Origin of the sequence: Streptacidiphilus albus JL83, from assembly GCF_000744705.1 — a bacterium.
GTDB lineage: Bacteria > Actinomycetota > Actinomycetes > Streptomycetales > Streptomycetaceae > Streptacidiphilus > Streptacidiphilus albus.
Genome location: NZ_JQML01000001.1, coordinates 6,049,098 through 6,069,404, shown reverse-complemented (window position 1 = coordinate 6,069,404; position 20,307 = coordinate 6,049,098). Strand labels below are relative to the sequence as shown.

Here is a 20,307-nt window from a genome sequence, read left to right as displayed (position 1 = left end):
GGCGGCGTCCGAGCCGGCCGGGGACAGCGGAGCAGGGGGGCCGGGCGCGACGGGGGACGCGCGCCCGGCCCCCCGGGTCAGGCGGCCAGAAGGTTGTAGATCCCCCGCAGACTGCGCTCGGCGAGCACCTTGCCCACCGGGACGCGCTTGCCGGTCTCCTTCTCCACCGCCGTGACCAGGCGCAGCACGTGGAGGGAGTCCCAGGAGACGACCCGGTCGAAGTCGGCCTCCAGGTCGGTGTCGGCCAGCGGGAGGGCGAGCTCGTCGCGGACGAGCTGGATGAACGATGCCTCAGTGATCACGGCTGCGGCCTTTCGAGGTCGACGTCGAGGTGGAGGTGGGCGGGCATCTCGGGCAGCACGGCCAGGGAGTGGGTGAAGGACAGTTCCTCCTCGCCCCCGCCGGTCTGCTCGAAGCCGAGGGTCGGCCAGAAGTCCCTGACCCGGTGGTTCTTCTTGGTGGGCCGGTAGGCGGCGGTCACCGTCGTCAGGCCCAGCGACTTGGCGTGGTCCAGTACCGAGACCACGGCGGCCTGCTCGATGCCGCGGGCGAACACCCGGCAGCTGAGCAGCAGGTTGTCGATGTGCAGCACACCCGGGGCGCGGCGGTGCGCGAAGAGGGCGCCGACGACCCCGTTGTCGCCGAAGCGGTCGCCGGAACGGATCGAGAGCACCAGGTGCGCCGGATCGTCCAGCCGCTCGCGGACCTCGGCCGGCTGCAGCCGCTCGGTTGTCAGGTTGAACTGGTTGGTGCGCAGCGTGAGCTGGGCGACCCGGGCGAGGTCGCCCTCGCTCACCGCCCGGACCGACACCTGCACGCCCAGCTTCTCCAGGTACTCCTCCATCGAGCCGCTGCTCTCCAGCAGGTCCTGGCGGCCGGACTCGACCTGGTAGAGCGCGGTCCGAGCCCGGTCCTCGGCGGTGAGCTCGCGCACGTCGAACCACCCGTCGGCGAGCAGCCGCTCGATGTGGAGGGCCGGCTCCTCGTCCAGCCTGACCACGGCGACCTCGGGCAGGCTCGACGCCACCAGGCCGGTCTCGAAGGGCGAGTCGTCGGCGAAGACGAAGCTGTCCACGCCGAGGTTCAGCCGGGCCGCGATGTCCCGGAGGTTCTCGTCCTTCGGGTTCCAGTTGGCGTTGACCCGGACGAAGTCCGTGTCGCGGAGCACCATGTCGGGGTGCGTGCGCAGCACGCTGAGCACCGGGTCCTGGTCGTTCTTGCTGCTCACCGCGAGCAGCACGCCCTGGGAGCCGATCTGCTTGACGATCTTCTGGAAGTTGCCGAAGGCCTCGCCGCGGTAGGTGGTCGCGGCGGCTATGCCGTCCGCGCCGTCGTCGCCGAGGATCCCGTCCCAGAGGGTGTTGTCCAGGTCCACGACCAGGACCTTCTTCGCCCGGCCGCGGAGGGTCCGGGCGAGGTGGCCGATCTCGCGGGCGTAGCGGCCGAGGAGTTCCTCGCCCAGGTTGGCCTTGGCGTACGAGGCCATCCGGGGCTCGTTCACCGGTCCGCCGAGGGCGACCAGCGGGTCCAGGTCGACCACGACCACCCGGTCGTGGGCGGCGGCGAGCCGGAGCAGCCCCGCGTTGAACTCCCGCCAGGCGACGCCGAGTGCGGCCCGCGAGCGCAGGTCCACCAGCTGGTGGGTGTGGTTGTGCTGGAGCGTCAGGGTGTTCAGCACCAGCGTGCCGGTCCCGTGCTCCACATAGCGCTCGACCAGCCCGGTGAGCTGGGCCAGCTTGCCGGTGGCGGCCTGTTCCAGGTCCTCCACCCGCCAGACCGGCGGCAGTTCGTCGAGCACCGCCTGCGCGTCCAGCAGCACCAGGGCCAGGTCGAGGTCCGGGGCGTAGAGCTGGCTGCCGGTGTCCTGGAGCTCGCGCAGATAGCCGTCGAAGTCCCCCAGGGTCAGCTTGAGCAGCATGCCGTGCCGGGCCAGTTCGGCGGTCAGCGGCTCGGCCAGCGCCCCGACCGTGGAGTGGCCGGCGACCGCGACCGTCACGGTCGTGGTGCCCGGGTGGGCGGCGGCCACCTGCTCCTGGTCGATCCGGGACAGCAGCTGTCCCGCCCTGACCAGGTCGGCGGCGCCGTTCTGACCGGCCGCCAGCTCCGCGAGCAGTCCGGCGACCAGCGGGTACTCGGCGACGAGCCGTCCCTGGCCGTGGAGCGCGCGCAGCTGTGCCAACGGGGTGGGCGGTGCTGCGGGACGATCCGCGGCTGCCGCGGCGGGCGGGGGGTTCACGACCGTGGTCATGTGTCACGTTCTCCTCAGGTAGTCAGGCCCGCTGGGCCCAGGACGGAATGCGGAGCATTTCGAGGACGACCGCGGTCCAGACCACGCCGGTGCCGACGCCGACGGTCAGCACCCGGTCCCCGACCTTCAGCGGTGCGGTCCCGACGAGGTGGTCGAGGTTGACGAAGTGGTCGGCCGCGCCCATGTGGCCGTAGTCCCGGCCCCATTCGTAGACGGTCTGCCCGGGGGCGAAGCCGAGCGGCTTCCGGAACCCCCATTCGAAGACCGGGAACCCGGTGTTGGCGTGGACCAGGTAGCCGATGTCGCTCAGCTCGCAGTCGGCGTCGCGCAGAGCACGGCCGACCACCGCGTGCAGGTTCTCGGTCATCCGGCCGACGGTCTCCTCCAGTCGGCCGGCGCGCGCGGAGAGGTAGTCGAGCTTGCGGGAGCGCAGGGAGACCGGGCGGCCCTGGGCGAACGGCCCGGCCGTCCAGCCGGGGCCCCGGTAGACCGGCTCCAGCGTCGAGTCCGAGACCGTGGCGCTGGACCGGATCCGGGCGAAGCCGGTCCGCGAGGACAGCACCGCGGCGCCGCCGCCGTCGCCGAAGACCTGCTGGTGGTCGGCGGTCCAGCGCTCGACATAGGGCAGGTGGAAGGAGTCGGCGGCGGTCACCAGGGCCGCCGTGTCCGGGCGGGAGGCCACCCAGGAGGCCGCGAGCTCGAAGCCGATCAGCCCGCTGTCGGAGCCCTGGCGCACCTCGGCGGTGGCGCCGGAACCGCGCACGGTGTGGTCCTGGACGTAGGACGCCGGGGTCCAGAACTCCTGCCCCTGGTGGCCGGTGCCGCCGTGGACGACCAGACCGAACTCCCCGGCGGTGTGCTCCGAGCGCTCCACCGCCCGCAGGGCCGCACCGACCGCCATCTGCGCCGGGCTCTCGTCCTCCAGCCGGGCCACCCGTACCGCCCTGATGCCGTTGGCGAGGCGCTCCTCCTCGGTGTAGCGGCCGGCCGCCACGGCCTGCTCGGCCGTCTCCACCGCCTCGGGCAGGTACGCCCCGAGCCCCGCGAGGTAGAGGTTGTCCCAACGCATCGTCGCCTCCAGGGGCGTGGGGCACGCCGGACGGCGGGAGCCGTCGGCGACTTACCGGATGAATCTCCCAGGACCGGCTAAAGCGGCACTTGCGCAGGGCGTCACCAGGAAGGCGTGGAGACGATCTCCAGTACCGCCACCGTCCACATGAAGCCGACGCCGACGCCCATGGTGACGATCCGGTCCCCGGCCTTCGGACGACCGCTCTCCAGCAGGTGGTTGATGCCGATCAGCTGGTCGGCGCCGCCGACATGGCCGATGGTCTGCCCCCAGTCGTAGGTGGTCCGGGCCCGCTCCACCCCGAGCATGGTGTAGAAGGAGAAGTTGGCGATGGACTCGGCGATGTTGGCGTGGACGAAGAACTGCGCGTCGGCGAGCTTGGTGTCCGCGTCGTCCAGCGCCTCCTGCAGCGCCAGGCCGGCGTTCTTGGTCATCAGGTGGATGGTCTGCTCGTAGGCGTCCTCGTGCTGGAGCAGGTAGTCGCTCTTGCGGGACCGCAGGTCGACCGGGGTGCCCTGCTCGAAGGGGGCCTTGGTCCAGCCGTGCACGCCGCGGTAGATCGGCTCCAGGCTGGAGTCGGTGTAGCTGGCGGTGGACAGCAGCCGGGCGAAGCCGCCGCGCGAGGACAGCACCAGTGCTCCGGCGCCGTCCCCGTACACCTGCTGGTTGTCGCTGGCCCAGCGGTCGAAGTACGGCGGGCGGAACGCGTCGGCGACGGTGACCAGCACCGCCGAGTGCTCCGGACGGGCCGTCAGGTGCGCCGCCGCCAGCTCGGTCGCGGCCAGGCCCCCGTTGGAGCCCTGCTTGACCTCCAGCGCGGTGCCGCTGCCGCCGACCGTCTCGTTCTGCACGTAGTTGGCCGGCGTCCAGAACTCCTGGCCCTGGTGGCCGATGGAGGCGTGCAGCACCAGCCCGAAGTCCGCGTGGGCGTGCCCGGAGCGCTGCACCGCCTGGTTGCCCGCCGCCGCCGCCATCACCGGCGGCGCCTCCTCGTCACTGGCGACCCGCACCGAGCGGATGCCGTTGCCGATGCTCTCCTCGGCGTCGTAGAGGCCGAGGGCAACGGCCTCGTCGGCGGTCTGCACCTGCTCCGGAAGGTAGGCGCCGACACCGGCGACGTACAGGTTGTCCCAACGCATGGCTGTCTCCTGAAAGCGGACGGACGAGAAGTGCGTCCAGGCTGGCCGCCCCGGCTAAAGCGCCTCTTGTCCCGGTGGAGGACGTCTTTAGCGCTCCGCAAGAGGCCGTGCCTAGCGTCGGAGGCCGAGGCCACCTCGAACCCAGGAGATGATGATGACTGTCACGACCGAAACCGATGTGCTGATCGTCGGTGGCGGGCCGGCCGGCGCGCTGCTCGGGACACTGCTCGCCCGCCGCGGTGTGCGCGTGCTCGTGGCCGAGCGTCAGACCAGCTTCGAACGGGAGTTCCGCGGTGAGACCCTGGCCGCGCCCTCCGCCGTCTCGCTGCGCCGGCTCGGCTTCGGTCCCGCCCTGGACAAGCACGGCTTTCTGGAGACCGAGTCGGTCACCATGCGGATGGAGGGCCGCAAGGTGCTCCATGTCGACTACCGGCGGTTCCCGATCGGCGCGCTGCCGATCGACATCCCGCAACCGAGCCTGATCGGCATCTTCCACGCCGCGGCGGCCGGGCTGCCGAGCTTCTCCTACGCCTCCGGCGCCGCCTTCACCGACCTGGTGGTGGAGGACGGGACCGTTCGCGGCGCCCTGCTGAAGCAGCCCGACGGCTCCACCACCGAGGTCCGCTCCCGGCTGGTCGTCGGCGCGGACGGCCGCTTCTCCAAGGTGCGCCGCTCCGCCGGCCTGGAGGCCCGGATCACCCCGATGGCCCGTGACTTCCTCTCGTTCAAGCTGCCCCGGCCCGCGGACTGGGGCAACCAGGCCGAGTTGATCGCGGACGGCGACAAGCACGTGATGGTCCTGCCGACCTTCCCCGACTTCCTCCGGATCGGCCACAACCTGCCCAAGCGCGGCCTGGGCGAGCTGCGCCGGACCGGCTTCGACTCCTTCCGGGCCGGTATCGCGGCACTCGACCCGAGGCTGGAGCCGCTGCTCCACGAGTACCTGCGGTCCTGGGACGACACCTCGTTCCTGGAGATCTTCACCGCCGAGCTGGACCAGTGGGCCCGCGACGGCCTGATCCTGATCGGCGACGCCTCGCACACCTGCACGCCGATCCTCGGCCAGGGCGTCAACGTCGCGATCCAGGACGCCGTCAGCCTCGCCCCGGTGATCGCCCACGCCCTCGCGGAGCCGCTCGGCGGCGGCCACGGGGTGGTCCGCGAGGCGCAGTTGGCGGACTTCGTGCAGCAGCGTCGGCAGCACAAGGGGTTCGTCACCAAGTTCCAGCGGATGCAGGAGTCCGCACTGGCGCTCAACTCCCCGCTGCAGAAGGTGCTGCGCCGGAACAAGTACCGGGTGCTGGACCGGCTGCCGATCAAGTACCGGCTGTTCGACCGGGTGATCAACGCCCCGCACGAGATCGACACCATCGACCTCCAGCTGTCGTCGCTCTCGGCGACCCCGGTCACGGCGAAGTAGGGGACGGCGATGCGCGGCAGGCTGCTGTACCGCGGACCCCGGCTCGACGAACTGCACCAGCAGTACGCCAAGCGGGGCCGGATCGACCGCGACGCCCAGGTGCAGGCCTTCCACAGCCTGCGGATCGAGGCCCCGCCCGACCAGGTCTGGGCCCTGCTCAGCGACGTCCCCCGGTGGCCCGCCTGGGCCGCGACGGTGCGCGACGTCCGGGTGCCGGAGGGACTGGCCGTGGACCTTCCGTTCTCCTGGCGGATCCAGGGTTCGAAGATCGTCTCCCGGATCGCCGTGCTCACCCCGGAACGGGAGATGACCTGGACCGGGGTGTGCAGCGGCGGCATGGCCAAGGCCGTGCACCGGCACCGGCTGCGGGCGGAGGGCGACGGCACGGTCGTCTCGGCCGAGGAGTCCATCGCCGGCCTGCTGCTGCCGCTGTTCTACAGCAGCGAGAAGCTCCAGCAGAGCATGGAGGACTGGCTGGCCGGGCTCAGGGCCGCGGCGGAGTGAGCGGGGCCGGGGCGCCGGCGTCCGGGTGAACGGCGCCGGAAGACGCGAGGGGGTGGCGGCCGACCGGGCCGCCACCCCCTCGCAGTGCGTCCGGGTCAGACCCGCGCCTCCATCACCTCCATCACCCGGGACAGGTCGGCCAGGAACTCCTCCTCCTGGTCCCGCAGGAAGAAGTGGCCGCCGGGCATGGTCCGCATGGAGAACCCGCCGCGCGAGTACCGCGCCCACTCCGCCACCTCCTCCGGGCTGACCAGCACGTCCGCCGCCCCGGCGTACACCTGGAGCGGCAGCGGCAGCGGCTCCTGCCGGGCCGGGCCGGGGCCGGAGCACATCAGCAGGTCGTCCCGGGCCACCGGCAGCAGTGCCGACAGCCACTCCGGGTGGTCCAGCAGGATCTGCGGGATGCCGCCGAGCCCGACCAGCGACTCCACCAGCTCCAGGTCGGTCGCGTTCGGCGGGGCCATCCTCGGCGGCGGCAGGTGCGGCGCCCGGTAGGCGCTCAGCACCAGCGTCTCCGGCAGCCGCCGGCCGAGCCCGGCCCGGTGCTGCGCCAGCGAGAAGGCGATCAGCGCCCCCATGCTGTGGCCCAGCAGGATGTGCGGGAACTCCAGGTCGGCGCCCAACTCCCGGTCGAGGTCGGCGATCAGCGCATTGAGGTCGGTGAACCGGGGCTCCGCCGAGCGGCCCTCGCGGCCGGGCAGCTGCACCGGCAGCACCTGGGCCCGGTCGCCGAGCCGGCGCTGCCAGCCGGCGTAGGCGGAGGCGCCGCCGCCCGCGAAGGGGAAGCAGAACAGCCGTATCCGGGAGTCCTGGACCCGGTGTTCGGGCAGGTAGCGTGTCATGAGGCCCTCGCCGTGATGCCCGCGAGTCGCTGTGCCCGGGGGTCCGGCTTCCGGGCGCGGAGCATCATCCGCCACTCCTCCGGGCTGAAGCGGGTCGGCTCGGTGGTGGCGATGAAGTCCAGCACCAGGTCGACGAAGCGCTGCGGGTCGCTGTGGAACGGGAAGTGCCCCGCGTTCTCGAAGAGTTCGAGGCGGCTGCCGGGCATCGAGACATGGGCGATCCCGGCGTGCACCGAGGGCAGCACCTGGTCGCGCTCGCCCCACATCAGCATGGTGGGCATGCCCTGGGCGAGGTAGCAGCGGTCCAGCAGAGTGCCCACCTGGCCCCGGTGGTCGACCACGGCCCGCAGGGTCCGGACGAAGGCGCTACGGGAGGCCGCGTCCGGCAGCGCGTCGACCACCCGGAGCAGGTCGGGGGCGTCCAGACCGAGTCCGGTGCCCAGCAGTTGCAGCCCCTTCACCAGCAGCCCGATCTGCTGCCGCACGGTCGGCAGCCGCATGGCGGCCAGCGCCAGCTCGGCCCCCGGCAGCGAGGCGGCCCGCAGCAGCGGGGTGACCTCGCGGCCCACCCCGCCGGTGCCCACCAGCACCAGCCGCTCGGTGCGCTCCGGGAACTGGTAGGCGAACTGCATGGCGACGGCCCCGCCCAGGGAGTGGCCGACCAGGGTGACCCGTTCGATGCCCAGCACCGAGATCAGGTCCCGGATCCCGTTCGCGTAGCCGCCCACGGAGTAGTCCCCGCGCGGCTTGTCGGAGGCGCCGTGGCCCAGCAGGTCCGGCGCCAGGACCCGGTGCCTCCGGGCCAGGCCGCGCAGCACCGGGGTCCAGGTCGCCGAGGAGTCGCCGATCCCGTGGATCAGCACCACGGCCGAGCCGTTCCCCGCCATCCGGAAGGCCCGGCGGTACCCGTGGATCATCCGGGTGCGCAGCCGCACCTCCAGTGGCGGCCCGGGGGGACGGCGGCCGGCCCCCTGCCCCGGCGTGCCTATCGGTGGCACAGAGCTCGCTGGCACAGTGCGCTCCTTCCCACGCCCCTGCGGGGCGGCTTCGAGTGTCCTGCCGTGACCTGCCGAAGCATGCTGCTTCGCAACTGCGTTCACCTAAAGTCCGCGGTGTTCGGGTGCGACCGGTCGGAGCTAGCGAAGCTTTAGCGGGGGGCCGCAGCCTGGCATCCGTATCAGCGTCTCCAGGAGGTGACTGTGCACCGGACAATCGACCACCCTCGGACCAGCCCCGCCGGAACGGAGGCGGACGCCTTCACCGGGCTTCCGTCCACCGGTCTCCCCCACGCCGGCTACCGCCCGCCGCGCGGGGTGGTGGACGCCTGGCTGTTGCGCACCGGCCCCGAGCAGGTGGCCGCCGCCGAACAGCTGCGCGACCTGCTCGACCCCCTGGAACTGGAGCGGATCGACCGCTGCGGCGACGCCGAGGGCCGCTCCCTGCTGCTCGCCTCGCACGTGGCCCTGCGCCTGCTGCTGGGCGCCTACCTGGGCGAGGCGCCGGAACGGGTCGCCGTCGAGCGCGCCAAGTGCCGCGGCTGCGGCCACCGGCACGGTCGTCCGGTGGTGGCCGCCAGGCCCGGCCTGCACTTCTCGCTGTCGCACACCTCCGGCCTGGCGGTCTGCGCCTTCGCGGCCGACCCGGTCGGCGCCGATGTGGAGACCCTGGCCTCGGTGCCGGGGACCGACCTCGTGCCGCTGCTGCACCCGGACGAGCAGCGGGCGGTCCGCGGACTGCCGGTGGAGCGTCAGGCGCAGGCGTTCCTGCACTGCTTCGTCCGGAAGGAGGCCTACCTCAAGGGGACCGGGGACGGTCTGTGGGCCGAACTGGACAGTTTCTCGGTCGGACTGGGACCGGCCTTCGACGGCGTCGACACCGACCTGCCCGGTCCCGAGTACTGGGGACTCGACTCGATCCCGCTGCCGGCCACCCACGGCGGCGCGGTCGCCCTGCTGATGCCGCAGGCCGAGGGGCGGCTGCCGCTGGTTTCGACCCGGTCGGTCGATCTGCCCGGATGGATCTCGGAGCTGCGTCCGGCCGATCGCTGAGGATCGCTCACTGATCCTTCCCAGCAGGCGGAACTATACTCCGGCTTGCGGTTCGGCGAGCACAGGGCTGCACGGGCAGATCGTGCCGCCGGGCGACGGAGGAGGGGGCCGGCCTTGCTGTCCGGAAATACGGGGGTTGTTTTCAAAGTCCTTGGCCCGTTGGAGTGTTGGCACTCCGACGAGCGGATTCCGCTCGGCGGCCCGCTGCAGGAGCGGATGCTGGTCGCCCTGCTGCTGGAGGCCAACCGGTTGATCCCGGTGTCCCGTCTGGTGGAGACGGTCTGGGAGGGCGCGGCCCCGGCCACCGCCGGACACCAGATCCGCAAGATGGCCGGGGACCTCCGCCGCCGCATCCCCGACGGCGGCACTCTGCTGCAGACCGCGGGCGTGGGCTACCAGGTCGCACTCGCCGAGGAGCAGTTGGACCTGAGCCTGTTCACCGTCCACCTGGGCCGCGCCAGAAGGGCGGTGGCGGCCGGGCTGCGGCAGAACGCGGTGGAGCAGCTGCGGGCGGCGCTGGACCTGTGGCGCGGCCCGCTGCTCTCCGGCGCGGGCGGGCTCGCGCTGGAGGCGGCCACGGCCGAGCTGGGCGAGATGCGGCTCGGAGCCATCGAGGACCTGATCGCGCTGCGCCTCGAACTGGGCGCGGGGTCCGAACTCGTCGGCGAGCTGCGCCGGCTGGTCGGCGAGCACCCGCTGCGGGAGCGGCTGCGCGGCCAGTTGATGCTGGCCCTCTACCGGGCGGCGCGACAGACCGAGGCCCTGGAGGAGTACACCAGGATCCGCGAGCTGCTGGCCGACGAGGTGGGGATCGACCCCAGTGCCGAACTGGTCCGGCTGCACAGCGAGATCCTGCGCGGCGACCCGGCCCTGGCCGGTCCGGCGGCAGCGCCGCTGCCGGCCGCCGCCGTCCGGGCGTCCGAGTCGCCGCCGGTCCGTCCGACCGCCCCGCGAAGAACCGAGGCGCCCTGTTCACTCCCCCGTTCGCTCCCCGACTTCACCGGCCGTGAGCAGGAGTTGGCCGACCTGATCGAGCTGGGCCGCCCGGGTGCCGAGATGAAGGTGGTCTCCCTGGAGGGGATGGGCGGTTCCGGCAAGACCGCGCTGGCCGTCTGCGCCGCCCACGCCCTGGCCGAGGAGTACCCGGACGGGCAGCTCTGCATCGACCTGGCCGGCTTCACCCCCGGACAGCCCGCGGTCGACCCCAGCAGTGCGCTGGACGTGCTGCTGCGCACCCTCGGCGTCCCCGGCGACCGGGTGCCGGACGGGCTGTTGAACCGGACCGCGCTCTGGCGGGTCACCACCGCGCAGCGCAGGCTGCTGATCCTGCTCGACAACGTCTCGGCCTCGGACCAGGTCCTGCCGCTGCTCCCGGCCTCGCCGGGCTGCCTGGTCCTGATCACCAGCCGGGTACGGCTGTTCGACCTGGACGGCTCGCAGACGGTGCAGGTGGACGTGCTCAGCCTGGAGGACAGCAGCCGGCTGCTGGTCCGGGTGCTCGGGGAGGCCCGGGTGGCCGCCGAGCCGGAGGCCGCACTGCGGCTGATCGAGCAGTGCGGCCGGCTCCCGCTGGCGCTGCGGATCTGCGCCGGACGGCTGACCGACCGGCCCCGCTGGACGCTGGCGGGCATGGCGGACCGACTGCGGCTGCAGACCCGGCGGCTGCACGAACTGCGCGGCGGCACCCGGAGCGTGGCGGCCTGCGTCGGGCTCTCGGAGCAGGTCATGAGCGAGGAGGCCAGGCTGGCCTTCCGCCGGCTGGGCAGCCTCCCGATCCACGACTTCGACGTGCACGGCGCGGCGGCCCTGCTGGGCACCGGCGTCGACGAGGCCATGGAGCAGTTGGAGCACCTGGTCGACGTCAACCTGCTCGGCCAGCACGCCGAGGACCGCTACGCCTTCCACGACCTGGTGCGGATCTACGCCTGCGAGGCCGGCGGCTCCTGGCACGAGGAGGCCAACCGGCAGTCCGCAGCCCGGTTCCTCGACCACTGCTACCTGGCCCTGGTGACCGCCGCCCGGCTGCTCTACCCCGGCCTCGCCCTGGAGGCCGTCGACGACCTGCCGGAGACGCCGCACCGGCCGGAGTTCCCGGACGCCGCGGCCGCCCTGGCCTGGCTGGACCGCGAGTACGCCAATCTGGCGGCGGCGGTGCGGCTGGCCATGGATATCGGCCTTTACTGGCACGCGGCGGTGGTGCCGCGGTATGTGAGCGAGTACCTGCAACTGAACGGCTATCTGGAGGAGAGCCTGGAGATATCGCGGATCGCGGTCGGGGCGGCGGAGCATCTCGACGACCCGAAGCTGCTTATGGCCGCCACCAGGAACGTGGGCGTGGCACTGTGGGGTCTCGGCCGGTTCCAGGAGGGGCTGGAGCGGTCGGAGCACGCGCTCGAAATCGCCACCGGACTCGGCGATCAAATGGCGGCGGCCACCTGCCTGAACCGGATCGGCTCATTCCATAATGCCCTCGGAAATTACGCCGAGGGGCTCCGCTTTCTGGAGCAGGCACTGGAGATCATGCGCTCCTGCGGAATGCAGCGCGAACTCGCCGCGACCCAGGTGGCGATCAGTTCCGCCATGGGTTATCTGGGCGACTACGAGCGCTCCGCGCAGGCCGCGCGGCAGGCGATCACGGTGTACCAGCGGCTGGGCTACCACTCCGGCGAGGGCCTCGCCCTGGTGAACCTGGCCAACGCCGAGGTCGGCCGGGGAAGGCTGCAGGCCGCGCTGGAGCACCTCACCGAGGCGTGGCTGCTGGCCCAGCTCCGGGGCACCGGCACCCGCAACGCCCTGATCGCCGGACGGCTGGCCCAGGTCCAGCTGGCGCTGGGCAACCTCAAGGAGGCCAGACGCTACATGCTGCTGATCCGCGGGGCGCTGTGGAACGCGACCGACAGCGCGCTGTCGGTCAAGCTGCAGAACATCCTGGGTGCGGTGCACGAGCGCAGCGAGGAGTACCAGGAGGCCCGGCGCTGCCTGAGCGACGCGCTGGCGCAGGCCGAGCGGATCGGCTTCCGGATCGGTGCGGCCGAGGCCCTGCAGGGGCTGGCCCTGGTCGCCGAGGCGACCGGGGACACCAGTCAGGCCGAGGCCCAGCGGAGCCGGGCCAGGGCGCTGTTCGACGCCATGGGCATCCGCACCGGACACGTCCGAACCTGCTGAAACGGGCGGCGCCCGGCCCCCTCGGGGACCGGGCGGCACTCGTGCTCCGTGTCAGTTGCCCGCGGTCGAGACCGTCGCCGGCACGATGTCGTCATCGGCCCTCACCGCGGTGTGACCGGACGCCCATCCCAGCAGGACGACTCCCAGCAGCAGTGCGCCGACCAGCGTGCCGAATGAACGTACGTTCATGTGTCTTCTCCCTGGGTCGCAGTCCATCTCCTTGAACGTGCTCCAGCATTCGACTCCGCGTTCCTGGACCGATTCCTGTTCGGTACCGGGCCCCGGTATCGGAACAGGAACAGAATGGTACCGGCAACCCACATGATGCGGACATGCCGTCAGTTCTTTTCACCAGCATTCGCGGTACTTTTGCGAGCGGGAGTGCGGAGTCATGACGCCCGCCATTGGGCCCGAAATTCCCTTGCGTATCGGTCATGCGCCGCGCGTGTCCACGAGCGGCCGGATCGAACAGGTCACCCAGTGCTCGCCCGTTCCGCTCCAACAGCTGCTCCTGGAAATGGTCGCGGCTTTACCCGGAGTGCGGGTCGGCCCGACCGGCAGTTGCGTCCCCGGCAGCCGGGGCTGCCGACTGGTTCCGGCCCTCGCCCTCGGCCCGGCCCGGGCGTTCCTGCTGGACACCGAATTCGGCCACCTGCACCCGGTCTACGACGGCAGTCTGCACCTGAGGCTGCCGTCCCCGCTGGCCGGGCGCGCCGTCGCCGCCGGCTGGGCGGTGGCCGCCGAACCCGCCGGCTCGCTGCTCGTCTACGGCCCCAGGGACGAGAGCGAACTCGACGTCGCCTGGCAACTCCTGCTCGCCGCCTACCGGCAGGCCGCACCGGGTCGGGCGCCGGCCGCTCCAGAAGGGGACCCGTCACCGTGATGCAGACTCGGACCGCCGCCGCAGCACCCGGCTTCAGCTTCCACCTGGTGCACCGCCCCGACACCCTGGAGGGCATCATGAGCGGCTCGACCGCCGCCGTGCCCCAGGAGTTCGGGCTCTCGGCCGAACTGCCCGAGAGCCACCCGCTCTACACCGACGGCTCCGGACGCCACCACGACCTCCACGTCCCCGTCGAGGCGCTGCGGCGCAGCGCGCTCTTCGTGGCCCACCGCTACTTCCGGGTCCCGGAGGAGCGTCCGGTGGTCTTCTCGACCATCGCCCTCGACACCGCCGGCATCGACGCCTGGCGGCGCTCGGCCGGACCGGCCGAGGCCCGGATGGACCTGTCGCTGGAGCCGGCCGACGTGGTCAACGGCGTGCCCAGGGGCCTGGAGTGCCGGGCCGGGCTGCGCCTGGCCGGGCTGCCCTGCGGCAGCGTCAGCGCCCGGCTGGTGTTCCTGATGCCGAAGGTCTACCAGAACCACCGCGCCCGGGGACGCGCCGCGAGCCGCGCCGGCTCCGAGCCCGGCCGGCCGGGCCTGACGGCCGGGCAGAAGGTCCCGCCGCTCGCGGTCGGTCGCACCGACCCGGCCAATGTCGTCATCGGGCTGTGCGAGCACAGCGAGGACGACACCCTCACGGTCCAGGTCGCCGCCGACCCCGACCACCCGGTGTTCGCGGGCGGCGATGCCGACCACGTCCCCTCGTCGGTACTGCTGGAGGCCAGTCGGCAGACCGCGGTCCTCCAGGCGGCCCAGCTCCGGGGCTTCGCCCCGGCGGACTGCGTGCTGACCCGCTGGAGCGCGGACTTCCAGGGCTTCGCCGAGCCCGACCTGCCGCTGCTCTGCAGCGCCTCCGGCGGACTGGCGGCCAGGGACCCCGAGGGCAGGCCGCTGCTGGCGCTGAGCCTGCGCTTCACCCAGGGCTCCCGGCAGATAGGGCTGGTGGAAACCACCGTGCTGCAGGACTGCTGAGTCCCCGCCGGGGGCGAGACGGAGTCCGTGTCCGACCGAGCGGCCTGGTCCGACCAGGTGTCCGGGTATGAGCAGGCGTCAGGGGGAACGATGCGATACCAAGTCCTGGGCCCAGTGGCCCTCAGTCCGCGCACACCCACCGCAGCGAAGGTACGGGTGCTGCTGGCGACCTTTCTGATCCGGGCCGACCAGGTGGTCTCCAGCCAGGCCCTGATCGACGAGATCTGGGGCGACGAGCCGCCCCGGACGGTGACCACCACCCTGCAGGTCTACGTCTCGCAGCTGCGGACGCTGCTCGCCGAGGGCACCGACAACCGGCGCGACCGGGACGGGCTGCTGCAGACCCAGCCGCCCGGCTACCGGCTCCGGGTCGGCCCGGACGAGCTGGACCTCGCCCGTTTCGAACGGCTCCGCGACTCCGGCCGCCGCGCCTACGAACGGGGCGCCTACGAGGAGACCGGGGCCCGGCTGCGGGAGGCCCTCGGGCTGTGGACCGGGGCGGCGCTCTCCGGCGTCCCGCACGGGCCGCTGCTGTCCGCCGCCGCCGTGCACCTGGAGGAGTCCCGGCTCGCCGTGCTGGAACAGCGGGTGGCGGCCGACCTCCGGCTGGGACGCCACGCCGGGCTCATCGCCGAACTGCTGGCCCTCGCCGCCGAGCACCCGTACCGGGAGGTCCTGCACGCCCATCTGATGGTGGCTCTGTACCGCTCCGAGCGGCAGAGCGACGCGCTGCTGGCCTTCCGCAACATCCGCCGCGCGCTCGTCGACGAGCTGGGCGTGGAGCCGGGCCCCGCGCTGGCCCGGCTGCACGCGCGCGTCCTGCGCTCGGACCCCGCCCTGCTCTGGCCGCAGGACGCCCCGAAGACGCAGGTCCGTACCGCCGCCCCGGTGTCCCTGCTGCCCCCGGCCGTCCCCGACCTGATCGGCCGGGACCGGCTGCTGACCCTGGCCGCCGGCCTGGCCGAGGGCGACGGCGAGCACGGGGCGGCGCGGCTGCTGGTCGTCTCCGGGGCGGCCGGGGTCGGCAAGACCGCCTTCGCCGTCGAACTGGCCCGGCAGCAGGCCGAGGCGTTCCCGGACGGGCAGCTGCTGGTGCCGCTGCGCGACCCCCGGGGCGCGGCGCTCGACCCCGCCGCCGCCGCTGCCGCGGTGCTGCGCCTGGTCGGCCCCGGCACGCCCCTGCCCGGCCTGCCCGCCGACGTCGACCGGGAGTTGGCGAGTGCGCTGCGCGGACGGCGGCTGCTGGTGGTGCTGGACGACGCGGTCTCCGAGGCACAGGTGCGGCCGGTGGCCGAAGGGCTGGACCGGGGGCTGCTGGTGGTCACCGGCCGGCGCAGCCTGGTCGGCCTGGAGAACGCCCGGCTGCTCACGCTGGAGCCGCTGACCGCCGCCGAGTCGCAGCGGCTGCTGCTGGCCGTGGCCGGGGCGCGGGTCAACGGCGACCCGGCCGCCGTCCGCGAGATCGCCTCGCTCTGCGGCGGGCTGCCGCTGGCGCTGCGGGTGGCCGGGGCCGCGCTCAACGCCCGCCCGCACTGGACCCCGGCCACGCTCGCCGGACGGCTGGCGGACCGTACCGCCGCGCTCGACCTGCTCAGCGCGGGCGACCTGGAGGTACGGGCCGCGCTGGCGGTCGGCTACGACGAGCTGGGGGTCGAGGAGCAACGGGCCTTCCGGCTGCTGTCGATCACCCCCGAGGCCGGCTTCTCGCTCTGGGGCGCCGCCGTCCTGCTGCGCACCACTCCGGCGAAGGCCGAACGGCTGTTGGAACTCCTGGTCGAAGTGCGGCTGCTGGAGATCCTGGGCACGGGCCGACCGGTCGGCCACCGGTACGGCTACCACCGGCTGCTCCGCGCGCTCGCCCAGGAGAAGCTGCACGGGGCCGAGAGCCCGGAGCTGCGCCGCGCCGCCGCCGACCGGCTCGGCCGCGCCTACCTGTCCCTGGCCCGCCACGCGGACCGGTCGCTGGCGCCGGGCCGGCCCCGGCCGCCCTCCGCCGACGGAGCCGCCAGGGCCGACAGGGCCGACGGAGCCGACAGCGCCGGCCGGGCCGAAGGACCCGAAGGCCCCCCGCTCCGGCTCGACTGGGCCGGGATCGTGGGCAGTTCCCCGGTCGGCTGGTTCCAGGCGGAGATCCAGGGCCTGCTGGAAGCGGTCCGGCACGCCAGCGAGGCCCGCGACTGGTCCCTGGTGCTGGAGTTGACCGATGCCGTGTCCGGCTACCTGGACGCCTGCGGGCGCTGGGACGAATGGGCCGTGCTGCTCGACCTGGCCCTTGAGGCGGCCGTGCTCGGCGGCAGCGACAGGGGCCGGGCCAATGTGCTGCGGATGCTCGGCGACCTCGCCTGGCAGCAGCGGCGCACCCGGTCGGCGACGGACCACTACACCGACGCGGGACGGCTGTTCGAGGAGCTGGACGACGTGTCGGGGGCGCTGCGCTGCCTGATCGGCGCGGGTGACGCCGCCCTCAGCGAGGGCGATCCGACGCGGGCGGAGGAGTGCTACCAGGCCGTCCTGCGGCGGGACGCGGACGGCCTGGACCGGCGTGCGGGAGTGGACGCCCGGCGCGGGCTGGCCCTGGTGCTGTTGGCGCGGGGCCGCGCCGAGGACGCCCTCCAGCGGTTCCAGGAGTTCACCGACGCCGCCGAGGCCATCGGCGACCAGCGCTGGGCCCGCTTCGGCCAGCGCAGCGTGGAGCGGGTCCTGGAGCACATGGTGGACTGGTCGAGCAGCCAGCACAGCTCGCCGCCGGCGGCCGTCGAGGCGCGCCCCGGCATCTGGCTGGTCCAGCTGACGGCCGGCGCGGCCGCCTGATGGACGGCCGGTCATCGTCCTTCGGCTCCGCCAGGACACGGGCGCACGAGGACATCGTGCGGGAGATCAAGAGCACCGCCTGGCGGCTGCTGGCCGAGGAGGGCCAGGTCGGCCTCTCGCTCCGGGCGGTCGCCCGGGAACTGGGGGTGGCGTCCTCCGCCCTGTACCGGTACTTCCCCAGCCGCGAACACCTGCTCCAGGCGCTGGCCGCCGAGGCCCAGGCAGCCCTGTCCCAGCGGCTCGGACCGCCGCTCCGCCGGGCGGACGCCGGGCCGAGGGCCCGCTGGCACGCCTGCTGCCGGGCGGCCAGGGACTGGGCCAGGGCCCACCCCCACCAGTTCGCCCTGCTCGACGCCCGGCCGCTGCCGCCCGCCGTCCCCGGACTCCCCGGCCCGCTCGCCGCGTCGGCCGGCGGCCCGCGAGCCCTGCTGGCCTGGACCCTGCTGCTGGGCCTGCTCCGCTTCGACCTGCTGACCTGCGCGGACGAGGCCCTGTTCGGGCTGGGCGCCGACGCCCTGGCCGCCCTCTGGTTCCCGGCCGAACCCGCCGACGGTCCCGTTCCCGCCGCGGACCCGGCCGGATAGCCCTCGGCGCCGTCAGGGCAGGTCGCTCCGACTCGGCTGCGACCGGGGCCCGGCCGCGCGCTCCCGGCGCGCGGTCCTGGCCCACCAGCGGACGGTGGGTGCGCCGATGCCGAGCTCGGTGGCGGCGGCGGCGCCGGTCATCCCCTGGTCCAGCACCATCGACACCGCCTTGCAGCGGATCTCGGGGTCGCGCTGCCGCAGCACCGCCGTGGCCTCCCGGAGCCGGCGTTCCACCCTGACCCAGTAGCGGACGGTGGCCGGGCCGATGCCGAGCTGCTCGCCCGCGGCGGTGCCGGTCATCCCCTGGTCCAGCACCAGCACCACCGCCCTGCGGCGGGTCTCCTCGTCGTAGCGGTTCGACGGGGTGCCGTCGGCGTGCACGGCGCGGTGGACGGCGACCTTCGACATGCCGGTGACCGCCTCGACCCGGCCGCGCTCCCAGCCGAGCCGGTTGACCAGTTCGCGGGCGGCGGCGTTCCGGTAGGGCACGGCGGCCTTGCGCCGCGCCTGCTGCTCGGCGGCCCGGGCCGCCAGCTCCGGCAGGGCCCGCAGCGCGTCCGGGACCGGGGTGACCCCGGCGGCCCGCGCGGCGGCGATCCGTTCCCGCCCGGCCGGCGGGACCCGCTCCGCGGCGCCGAGGCCGAGTGCCTCGCGCGTCAGCTTGGCCAGCGTGGTGGGGGTCTGCCCCAGTGACCGGTGCAGGGCGGGCGGCGCCTGGTAGGCCCACAGGGAGAGGGCGGCCGCGTCGCGGACCGGCCGGAGGCCGTCCAGCGCCGCGGTCGTCGTCCCGATGATCCGACCGGCCCGGCGGGCCAGTTCGACCGGGTCGCCGATCGCGTCGAGCTCGGCCCTGACCTCGGCGGCGGCGGCCTTGCGGATCCCTTCGAAGTCAGGGCACTCGACGCGGACGGTGATCCGGTTGGCAGTGGCCACAGTCGCCCTCCGTCAGCCGAAGCGGCCGTGGACGTAGTCGGCGGTGCGGGGGTCGACCGGGTGGTCGAAGATCTGCTCGGTGGGGCCCGACTCCACGATCCGGCCCGGCTGCTCCTCGCCGGCCAGGAAGAAGGCGCAGTGCTGGGAGACGCGGGCCGCCTGCTGCATGTTGTGCGTCACGATGACGATGGTGATCTGCCCGGACAGCTCGCCGATCGTCTCCTCGATCCGCCGGGTGGAGGTCGGGTCGAGGGCGGAGCAGGGCTCGTCCATCAGCAGCACGTCCGGGCTGACCGCGAGCGAGCGGGCGATGCACAGACGCTGCTGCTGGCCGCCGGAGAGCGCGCCGCCGGGCGTGCGCAGCCGGCGGTGCACCTCGTTCCACAGGCCCGCGCGCCGCAGCGAGTCCTCGACCACCGCGTCCTTGTCCACGCCCTTGATCCCGGCGAGCTTCAGCCCGCTGGCGACGTTCTCGTAGATGGTCATCGCCGGGAAGGGGTTGGGCTTCTGGAAGACCATCCCGATCCGCTTGCGGATCTCGGCCGGGCGCACCCCGGGGTCGTAGATGTCGGCCGCCCCGAGCAGGACCTTGCCCCCGAGACTGGCGCCGCGGACCATCTCGTGCATCCGGTTGAGGATCCTGAGGTAGGTGGACTTGCCGCAGCCGGAGGGGCCGATCAACGCGGTCACCCGACCTGGGTCCATCGTCAGCGAGACGCGCTCCAGCACCTTGTGGTCGCCGAACCACGCGGACACCGCCCGCGTCTCCAGGCCGGCCGGGTCGTGCAGGCGGTCGGGCGCGACCGGCCCCGGGTCGACCGATGCCGTCTCGTTCAGAGTGCTCATGTCAGTGTCTCTCGGTAGGAGTCCGGCGTCAGTAGAGGTTCGGCAGCAGCAGCGAGAGGTTCTCGTACAGCGCCCAGACCAGGGCGAGCACGACCGGGGCGGTGCACAGCAGCGCGGCCCAGCGCGACCAGCGGTGCGCGGCCAGCGAACCGGCGAAGGAGACCACCAGCAGTGCCTGGGTCCAGAGCATCAGCGGGAGCAGCGCGTCGGGATCGCCGGCCAGCGCTGTCTCCGCCGGGGCGACGGCGGGCCAGGCGGTCGGCGTCTGCACCGGAGCGCTCCACAGGTCGGCGCTGACCTGGGCCCAACCGGTCGGGTAGCCGGGACCGGCGCCGGTCTCCAGCAGCAGCCGGTTCCGGGTCGGGTCGGGCGCGGGGTCCGCGGTGGTGCCGAAGGACTCGACGACGTACGTCGCGGTTCCCTCGCCGGTGGTCGCGGTGATCCGGTCGCCGCGCCGCAGCTCCATCAGGTGGGCGAAGGGGCCGCCGTGGGTGGCATCGCGCCCGAAGACCGTGCTCACGCCGTACTGTCCCGGCAGCACGGTGGCGCGGAGGTGTCCGGCGCCCTGGGTGAGCTGCTCGGCGCTGGTGCCCTCGACCACCACCAGGTCGTGGACGCCGATCGCGGGGATGTTCAGGATGGCCACCGGCGCGCCCGCGGCGGTGGGCCCGGTCGGCGCGGTCCCCACGGCGAGCCGCGCCGCGAAGGTCTTGTAGAGGGCCGACTGGGCACGCTGCTCGCTGAGCCCGGACAGTCCGTAGAGGTAGACGAAGAAACCCAGCACCAGCACGGCGAGCAGGGTGAAGGTCAGGCCGAGGGCCTGCAGCACGGGCCGTCGCCG

General features: G+C 73.4%; 18 protein-coding genes. 8 read left to right on the top strand and 10 right to left on the bottom strand.

What is annotated here, in order from left to right:
- Positions 1-77: 77 nt before the first annotated feature.
- From BS75_RS26550 to BS75_RS26535, 4 genes are all read right to left on the bottom strand, one after another.
- Positions 78-302 (bottom strand): acyl carrier protein, encoded by a 225-nt coding sequence (locus BS75_RS26550; RefSeq protein ID WP_034090046.1) that lies wholly within the window; start codon positions 300-302, stop codon positions 78-80.
- A complete protein-coding gene (locus BS75_RS26545) occupies positions 299-2,248 on the bottom strand; it encodes an HAD-IIIC family phosphatase (protein ID WP_034090045.1) in 1,950 nt (649 codons plus the stop codon). Before BS75_RS26545 ends, BS75_RS26550 begins: the two co-directional genes overlap by 4 nt.
- 22 nt (positions 2,249-2,270) lie before the next feature.
- The gene (locus BS75_RS26540; RefSeq protein WP_052069718.1) at positions 2,271-3,317 is read right to left on the bottom strand and encodes a ketoacyl-ACP synthase III family protein; all 1,047 of its coding nucleotides are present in this window, start codon (positions 3,315-3,317) and stop codon (positions 2,271-2,273) included.
- Positions 3,318-3,418: 101 nt separating this feature from the next.
- Positions 3,419-4,456, bottom strand: coding sequence for a ketoacyl-ACP synthase III family protein (locus tag BS75_RS26535; RefSeq protein ID WP_034090044.1), 1,038 nt, complete (start codon positions 4,454-4,456; stop codon positions 3,419-3,421).
- A 154-nt stretch (positions 4,457-4,610) separates the two neighbouring features.
- Here BS75_RS26535 and BS75_RS26530 point away from each other — a divergent pair, with 154 nt between their 5' ends.
- Together BS75_RS26530 and BS75_RS26525 are read left to right on the top strand one after the other, a co-directional pair.
- Positions 4,611-5,876, top strand: coding sequence for an FAD-dependent monooxygenase (locus BS75_RS26530; protein ID WP_042437335.1), 1,266 nt, complete (start codon positions 4,611-4,613; stop codon positions 5,874-5,876).
- Between the two features lie 9 nt (positions 5,877-5,885).
- A complete protein-coding gene (locus BS75_RS26525) occupies positions 5,886-6,380 on the top strand; it encodes an SRPBCC family protein (RefSeq protein WP_034090043.1) in 495 nt (164 codons plus the stop codon).
- Between the two features lie 95 nt (positions 6,381-6,475).
- Here the strand turns inward: BS75_RS26525 and BS75_RS26520 are convergent, their stop codons facing one another.
- Positions 6,476-7,222: a thioesterase II family protein gene (locus BS75_RS26520; protein WP_052069717.1), complete on the bottom strand. Its 747-nt coding sequence runs from the start codon at positions 7,220-7,222 to the stop codon at positions 6,476-6,478.
- Positions 7,219-8,139 carry an alpha/beta fold hydrolase gene (locus BS75_RS26515; protein WP_081983381.1) on the bottom strand — a complete coding sequence of 307 codons (921 nt, stop codon included), beginning with the start codon at positions 8,137-8,139 and terminating at the stop codon, positions 7,219-7,221. Before BS75_RS26515 ends, BS75_RS26520 begins: the two co-directional genes overlap by 4 nt.
- 282 nt (positions 8,140-8,421) lie before the next feature.
- Between BS75_RS26515 and BS75_RS44830 the strand changes: the two genes are divergently transcribed.
- Complete coding sequence (locus BS75_RS44830; RefSeq protein ID WP_052069716.1) at positions 8,422-9,270, top strand: 4'-phosphopantetheinyl transferase family protein; 849 nt, start codon at positions 8,422-8,424, stop codon at positions 9,268-9,270.
- Between the two features lie 159 nt (positions 9,271-9,429).
- Positions 9,430-12,435 (top strand): AfsR/SARP family transcriptional regulator, encoded by a 3,006-nt coding sequence (locus BS75_RS26505; protein ID WP_052069715.1) that lies wholly within the window; start codon positions 9,430-9,432, stop codon positions 12,433-12,435.
- A gap of 51 nt (positions 12,436-12,486) precedes the next feature.
- On the opposite strand, the gene BS75_RS48540 is transcribed toward BS75_RS26505, so the two are convergent.
- Positions 12,487-12,624, bottom strand: a complete 138-nt coding sequence (locus BS75_RS48540; RefSeq protein ID WP_156164293.1) for a hypothetical protein — start codon at positions 12,622-12,624, stop codon at positions 12,487-12,489.
- 256 nt (positions 12,625-12,880) lie between these two features.
- Between BS75_RS48540 and BS75_RS26500 the strand changes: the two genes are divergently transcribed.
- From BS75_RS26500 to BS75_RS44825, 4 genes are all read left to right on the top strand, one after another.
- Positions 12,881-13,318 carry a luciferase domain-containing protein gene (locus BS75_RS26500; RefSeq protein ID WP_197091962.1) on the top strand — a complete coding sequence of 146 codons (438 nt, stop codon included), beginning with the start codon at positions 12,881-12,883 and terminating at the stop codon, positions 13,316-13,318.
- Complete coding sequence (locus tag BS75_RS26495; RefSeq protein ID WP_042437331.1) at positions 13,318-14,292, top strand: AfsA-related hotdog domain-containing protein; 975 nt, start codon at positions 13,318-13,320, stop codon at positions 14,290-14,292. The genes BS75_RS26500 and BS75_RS26495 overlap by 1 nt, the downstream gene beginning before the upstream one ends.
- Before the next feature lie 90 nt (positions 14,293-14,382).
- Positions 14,383-17,103: an AfsR/SARP family transcriptional regulator gene (locus tag BS75_RS26490; protein ID WP_034090041.1), complete on the top strand. Its 2,721-nt coding sequence runs from the start codon at positions 14,383-14,385 to the stop codon at positions 17,101-17,103.
- Entirely contained in the window at positions 17,103-17,687 is a 585-nt protein-coding gene (locus BS75_RS44825) for a TetR/AcrR family transcriptional regulator (protein ID WP_052069712.1), read from the top strand. The genes BS75_RS26490 and BS75_RS44825 overlap by 1 nt, the downstream gene beginning before the upstream one ends.
- 12 nt (positions 17,688-17,699) lie before the next feature.
- Here the strand turns inward: BS75_RS44825 and BS75_RS51600 are convergent, their stop codons facing one another.
- Genes BS75_RS51600 through BS75_RS49490 form a run of 3 tightly spaced genes read right to left on the bottom strand, consistent with a single transcriptional unit; the run spans position 17,700 to position 20,295 of the window.
- A complete protein-coding gene (locus BS75_RS51600; RefSeq protein ID WP_034090040.1) occupies positions 17,700-18,620 on the bottom strand; it encodes a helix-turn-helix domain-containing protein in 921 nt (306 codons plus the stop codon).
- Between the two features lie 12 nt (positions 18,621-18,632).
- Positions 18,633-19,466: a phosphate ABC transporter ATP-binding protein gene (locus BS75_RS26475; protein ID WP_034090039.1), complete on the bottom strand. Its 834-nt coding sequence runs from the start codon at positions 19,464-19,466 to the stop codon at positions 18,633-18,635.
- A 28-nt stretch (positions 19,467-19,494) separates the two neighbouring features.
- Positions 19,495-20,295, bottom strand: coding sequence for a sortase (locus BS75_RS49490; protein WP_052069711.1), 801 nt, complete (start codon positions 20,293-20,295; stop codon positions 19,495-19,497).
- Positions 20,296-20,307: the final 12 nt, after the last annotated feature.

Bases quoted from the DNA above. Each gene is read 5' to 3' on its own strand.
- BS75_RS26515 (WP_081983381.1), bottom strand. From the start codon at position 8,139: ATGATCCACGGGTACCGCCGGGCCTTCCGGATGGCGGGGAACGGCTCG.
- BS75_RS26525 (WP_034090043.1), top strand. From the start codon at position 5,886: ATGCGCGGCAGGCTGCTGTACCGCGGACCCCGGCTCGACGAACTGCAC.
- BS75_RS26475 (WP_034090039.1), bottom strand. From the start codon at position 19,466: ATGAGCACTCTGAACGAGACGGCATCGGTCGACCCGGGGCCGGTCGCG.
- BS75_RS26495 (WP_042437331.1), top strand. From the start codon at position 13,318: ATGCAGACTCGGACCGCCGCCGCAGCACCCGGCTTCAGCTTCCACCTG.
- BS75_RS26520 (WP_052069717.1), bottom strand. From the start codon at position 7,222: ATGACACGCTACCTGCCCGAACACCGGGTCCAGGACTCCCGGATACGG.
- BS75_RS26530 (WP_042437335.1), top strand. From the start codon at position 4,611: ATGACTGTCACGACCGAAACCGATGTGCTGATCGTCGGTGGCGGGCCG.
- BS75_RS26535 (WP_034090044.1), bottom strand. From the start codon at position 4,456: ATGCGTTGGGACAACCTGTACGTCGCCGGTGTCGGCGCCTACCTTCCG.
- BS75_RS48540 (WP_156164293.1), bottom strand. From the start codon at position 12,624: ATGAACGTACGTTCATTCGGCACGCTGGTCGGCGCACTGCTGCTGGGA.
- BS75_RS26490 (WP_034090041.1), top strand. From the start codon at position 14,383: ATGCGATACCAAGTCCTGGGCCCAGTGGCCCTCAGTCCGCGCACACCC.
- BS75_RS44825 (WP_052069712.1), top strand. From the start codon at position 17,103: ATGGACGGCCGGTCATCGTCCTTCGGCTCCGCCAGGACACGGGCGCAC.
- BS75_RS26540 (WP_052069718.1), bottom strand. From the start codon at position 3,317: ATGCGTTGGGACAACCTCTACCTCGCGGGGCTCGGGGCGTACCTGCCC.
- BS75_RS26545 (WP_034090045.1), bottom strand. From the start codon at position 2,248: ATGACCACGGTCGTGAACCCCCCGCCCGCCGCGGCAGCCGCGGATCGT.